At 61.2% G+C, this 4,976-nt stretch carries 3 protein-coding genes and 1 pseudogene; all 4 read left to right on the top strand.

What is annotated here, in order from left to right; all coding sequences use genetic code 11:
• Positions 1 to 278 precede the first annotated feature (278 nt).
• Positions 279 to 1,435 (top strand): IS3 family transposase gene (locus IC608_RS17875; protein ID WP_191778322.1). Its coding sequence is split into 2 segments (ribosomal slippage): positions 279 to 531 and positions 531 to 1,435, totalling 1,158 coding nucleotides; the frame shifts between segments, so codons are not numbered across the junction.
• A 657-nt stretch (positions 1,436 to 2,092) separates the two neighbouring features.
• On the top strand, positions 2,093 to 3,040 hold the full coding sequence (locus tag IC608_RS17870) for a sugar-binding transcriptional regulator (RefSeq protein ID WP_345890927.1): 948 nt from the start codon (positions 2,093 to 2,095) through the stop codon (positions 3,038 to 3,040).
• Between the two features lie 112 nt (positions 3,041 to 3,152).
• Positions 3,153 to 4,460, top strand: coding sequence for an ABC transporter substrate-binding protein (locus IC608_RS17865; RefSeq protein WP_191778320.1), 1,308 nt, complete (start codon positions 3,153 to 3,155; stop codon positions 4,458 to 4,460).
• Positions 4,461 to 4,667: 207 nt separating this feature from the next.
• A pseudogene (locus tag IC608_RS17860) lies at positions 4,668 to 4,976 on the top strand (sugar ABC transporter permease); the annotation flags it as partial.

Raw genomic sequence — 4,976 nt, 5'->3', positions numbered from 1 at the left:
CGCCTCCAGGTGATCGTTCAGGCTGAACAGCGACTGTGGGTCCATGACGATGCTCCATGATCAAGCATCGTCAGTGAATCACGACAGCATCAAAGGCGCGAGGGTTTTTGCGGGTGTCCAGCTATCTGAAGTTGGTGGCAGAGCTCCCCCGCTACCGTCAGGCGCTGGCGCCCAGTACCATTCTCGATTCAACGACGCGGCCGTTGCGAACGTGACCTGCCACTGAGTTTTTCCTCCATCTGAGATTAGAGTCCTGGCCTTGATCGAAGGACGGACAGATGAAGCGAAAGCGATTTACGGAAGAGCAGATCATTGCGGTTTTGCCCGAGCATGAGGCGGGCGCGAAGGCTGGCGATCTGGCTCGCATGCACGGGGTTTCCGAGGCGACGCTGTATAACTGGAAGGCGAAGTATGGCGGGATGGACGTATCCGACGCCAAGCGCCTGAAGGCTCTGGAAGACGAGAACGCGAAGCTGAAGAAGCTGCTGGCGGACCAGATGCTGGAGGCCGCGGCGCTGAAGGAGCTTCTGTCAAAAAAATGGTAGGGCCCGCCGCCAAGCGCGAAGCCGTCGCGCATCTGCAAGCCGTCATGGGGCTGTCGGAGCGTCGGGCCTGTTCCTTCATCGGTGCGGACCGCAAGATGATCCGCTACCGATCGCGCCGCCCGCCAGAGACTGAACTGCGCGGCCGACTGCGCGATCTCGCCAACGAGCGCCGCCGGTTCGGCTATCGGCGGCTGTTCATCCTGCTGCGGCGGGAGGGCGAGCCTTCCGGGATCAACCGCATCTATCGGCTCTACCGGGAGGAAGGGTTGACTGTTCGCAAGCGCCGGGCGCGGCGACGAGCGGTGGGCACGCGAGCGCCGATCCTGCTCAAGGCAAGACCGAATGCGCGCTGGTCACTGGATTTCGTGCACGACCAGTTCGCCTGCGGGCGGCGCTTTCGCGTGCTGAACATCGTCGATGACGTGACGCGCGAGTGCCTGGCTGCGATCCCGGACACATCGATCTCCGGTCGTCGGGTGGCACGTGAGCTGACCGATCTGATCAGCCGTCGCGGCAAGCCGGACATGATCGTTTCCGACCACGGCACCGAGTTCACCTCGAACGCCATCCTTGCCTGGTCGAAGGATCACCGTGTCGAATGGCACTACATCGCGCCGGGCAAGCCGATGCAAAACGGCTATGTCGAATCCTTCAACGGCCGGATGCGGGACGAACTGCTGAACGAGAGCCTGTTCTTCGGCATCGACCATGCGCGTAGCGCCATCGCCGAATGGAGGGAGGATTTCAATACCACAAGGCCTCACTCCTCGCTTGGATATCAAACCCCGGCGGCATTCGCCGAGGTTTTCACCGCAGCCGGACATCCGGTTGCCCAACCCGCGCCTTACGGCGTAACAGAAACAGCCGAGGCTCTAGTCGCCGCTGGATGAAAGCTCAGTGGCAGGTCAGGCGCATTCAAATTCATGCTTCCACGCGGCTCTTGAAATCCAAATGTGCCTGATACACATTGGTTTTCGAGCCTAAACCGCTGAAAGCTCCGTGCTTCCGGAACTCCCGGAGAGTCCCTCTCTCTCCGCCAGTCGATACCTCAAAACATCAGAAAAACCAGCTGGTTAGCGCAGTCTGGTGCCAGCCATTGGACAACACGAGAGCAGTGTCTGCCTTGGGTTTCTAGCCCAAAGTTCGGCCTAGTTGTGCCGCCAATGTGCCAGGACTGTGCCAGCCGGCAGCAGTTCGGGTCTCAAGCCCTCCGAAGCCTTTCTTCCTGGGCACCACAGCCTCTTCTCCACAGGGCCGAAACGACACCGGGTTGGCTAGCGCGGATTCGTTCGGGCGATGCGCCGTCGGGCGCATTTGCGCTCCTGATGTTGCCCTTCTCACATCGCCGTAGCCTGCCCTTCGGGTTCAGCCGGTTTTTGTTGACCGCTATCGGAGGAAGTCGCCCCAAGGCGAGCGCAATTGGGGAGGGCGATCCTCGACCGCCAGCGGCCGTGACATTGCGCGGAAAAGTTGGAAGCGTTGCGGAAGTGGCTGCAGCTTGGATATGTAGGGTCCCTGATACTTAGACGGTCCAATGGAGTGCGCTGATGAGCTACGATGCCGAAAGTAACAGGCTCGAGCTGGCTGCCCGGGCCGCCTGGCTCTATTTCGTCGCGGGCAAGACTCAAGAAGAAATTTCGCGTGAGTTGCGCGTTTCCCGGCCAACGGCCCAACGTCTGGTTTCCTCGGCTGTATCCCAGCGCCTGATCACCTTCCGTTTCGAGCATCCCATTGCCTCGTGCATGGAACTGGCCGAGCAGGTGAAGCAACGGTATGGCTTGCGAACCTGCTGGATTTCTCCCACCGACACACAGAATCTGGCGTCGGTGAGCGGCGTTGCCAATGCCATCGCCGGGATTGTCGAAACATCGCTTTCGGCGCAGAAGCCGGCCACCATCGCCTTCGGAACCGGCCGTACCTTGCGGGCCGGTATCGAGCAACTGCAGCCGATGAACGGCCAACAGCATACGCTGGTGGCGTTGGTCGGGAACATTGCCCCGGACGGGTCTGCGAGCCGCTTCGACGTCATCACGCGCCTCGCCGAAATCAGCGGTGCCCGCGCCTTTCCGGTGCCGCTCCCCGTCCTCGCCGAGGGGGCCGCCCAGCGAGACCTGCTGATTGCATTGCCGATGGTGAGGCGGGTTCACGAACTGGTCGGTATCGCCGACCTTACCTTGGTCGGGCTCGGCCAGATGGACCTTGAAGCCCAGCAGTTCATAGACGGATTCATTTCTCACGACGAACTGCTTCAATTGATGAAATCAGGCGCCGTCGGCGAAATTGTCGGATGGAGCTTTGATGCAAGCGGAGCCCTTCTCTCCAACGATATCAATGCCCGCGTGACCTCGGCTCCTGTTTGCCCTGATCCCAAGAACCTCGTGGTTGCCGCGGCGTGTGGGCCACGCAAGCTTGCCTCGATACAAGCTGCCCTGCGAGGTCGGCTGGTCAACGGGCTGATCACCGACGAAGACACGGCGCGGTCGCTCCTTGAATGAGCATATGCACGTAGCGTGCATTTTTGATCATATGTACGTTGACGGCCCCTGCTGACTGTGAACATATGATCACGAACGTCATAAAAGTTCACGTTCGCTAGGGAGGATATCTATGAGATTGGGATTTCTGAGTTTGATCGCCTTGGGCGCGATGCTGACGTCCGCCAGTGCGCAGACTCTCACCATCGCCACGGTCAACAATGGCGACATGATCCGGATGCAGGGCCTATCGAGCGCCTTTACCGAAGAAACCGGCATCGAGCTCAACTGGGTCGTGCTCGAGGAAAACACGCTGCGCCAGAACGTAACGACAGACGTGGCGACCAATGGCGGGCAGTACGACGTCATGACCATTGGCACCTACGAAGTCCCCATCTGGGCCAAGCAGGGCTGGCTCAAGCCGCTCGACGGGTTGGCCGCAGATGCCGAGTACGACATCGACGACCTGCTCCCGCCCATCCGGCAGGGACTGTCCGTGGACGGAAAACTCTATGCTGCGCCGTTCTATGGCGAGTCCTCCATGCTGATGTATCGCACGGATCTGATGGAAAAAGCCGGCCTCGAGATGCCGGAGGCGCCGACCTGGGATTTCATCGCCGAAGCGGCTGCGGCCATGACCGATCGGGCGAACGATATCAGTGGTATATGCCTGCGCGGCAAGGCTGGCTGGGGCGAGAATACGGCGCTGATCACCGTTACCGCCAATTCCTTTGGCGCCCGCTGGTTCGACGAAGATTGGCGGCCCCAGTTTGATCAGCCGGAATGGAAGAACGCGCTCGACTTCTATGTCAAGCTGGTCACGGAATCCGGCCCGCCGGGCGCGTCGTCCAATGGCTTCAACGAAAACCTGACCCTGTTCCAGCAGGGTAAGTGCGCAATGTGGATGGATGCCACCGTTGCCGCGTCTTTCGTGACCAACCCGGATGACTCTACCGTTGCCGACAAGGTCGGCTTTGCCCTGGCGCCCGACACGGGCCTCGGCAAGCGGGCGAATTGGCTCTGGGCGTGGTCTTTGGCCATTCCAGCTTCGTCGCAGAACGCCGATGCGGCCGAACAGTTCATCGGCTGGGCCACCGACAAGGCCTATCTCGAGACAGTGGCCGCGCAGGAAGGGTGGGCCAACGTGCCGCCGGGCACGCGCATCTCGCTCTACGAGAACCCCGAGTATCAGGCGGCTGCGCCCTTCGCCGAGATGACGCTCGGGTCCATCTATGCGGCAGACCCGACCCAGCCCTCGGTTAAGCCGGTTCCCTATGTCGGTGTGCAGTTTGTGGCCATTCCCGAGTTCCAAGGCATTGGAACGACTGTCGGCCAGCTTTTCTCGGCCGCTCTGGCGGGGCAGATGACGGTCGATGAGGCCCTTGCCCAGGCCCAGGAATCCACCCTGCGTGAAATGACTCGCGCCGGCTATATCAAGTAGGGTCCTCCCCCCGAAAGACGCCCGGCCGATGGATCCCCTCGATCGGCCGGGCGAACTGCCTGAACAGGACACCAAGAGACCGTTGTGGATCAGCGGGTCATTCCCGCGGAAACGGGAACCTTCGTTTCGGTGCGGAGCGAACAGGGGTTCCCGCTTGGGGGGAATGACCCCGTGGCCTCGGCCACGCCGGGAGGAAGTCACGAGAAAATGGCGACGAGACAAACCCGAACTCTTGCGCGCGTGATGATGGCCCCGGCGGTGCTTGTGCTGCTGGTGTGGATGGCGGTTCCGCTGGCGATGACGCTGTGGTTCAGCTTCCAGAACTACAATCTGCTCAATCCGATGATGACCGGGTTCGCCGGCTGGGCCAACTACAGCTACGTCATCGGCGATCCCAGCTTCACCCAGGCGCTGGTCAACACCCTGCTGCTGGTGGGGGGTGTGCTTGTCATCACCATCATCGGGGGCACGCTCCTGGCGCTGCTGCTCGACCAGCCCGTCTGGGGCCAGGGGATC

Source organism: Devosia oryzisoli (assembly GCF_014837245.1).
GTDB classification, from domain to species: domain Bacteria; phylum Pseudomonadota; class Alphaproteobacteria; order Rhizobiales; family Devosiaceae; genus Devosia; species Devosia oryzisoli.
This window is presented reverse-complemented; position numbering and strand designations above follow the sequence as displayed.

Excerpts from the sequence above, each read along its gene's own strand:
- IC608_RS17870 (WP_345890927.1), top strand. The coding sequence starts at position 2,093 with ATGAGCTACGATGCCGAAAGTAACAGGCTCGAGCTGGCTGCCCGGGCC.
- IC608_RS17865 (WP_191778320.1), top strand. The coding sequence starts at position 3,153 with ATGAGATTGGGATTTCTGAGTTTGATCGCCTTGGGCGCGATGCTGACG.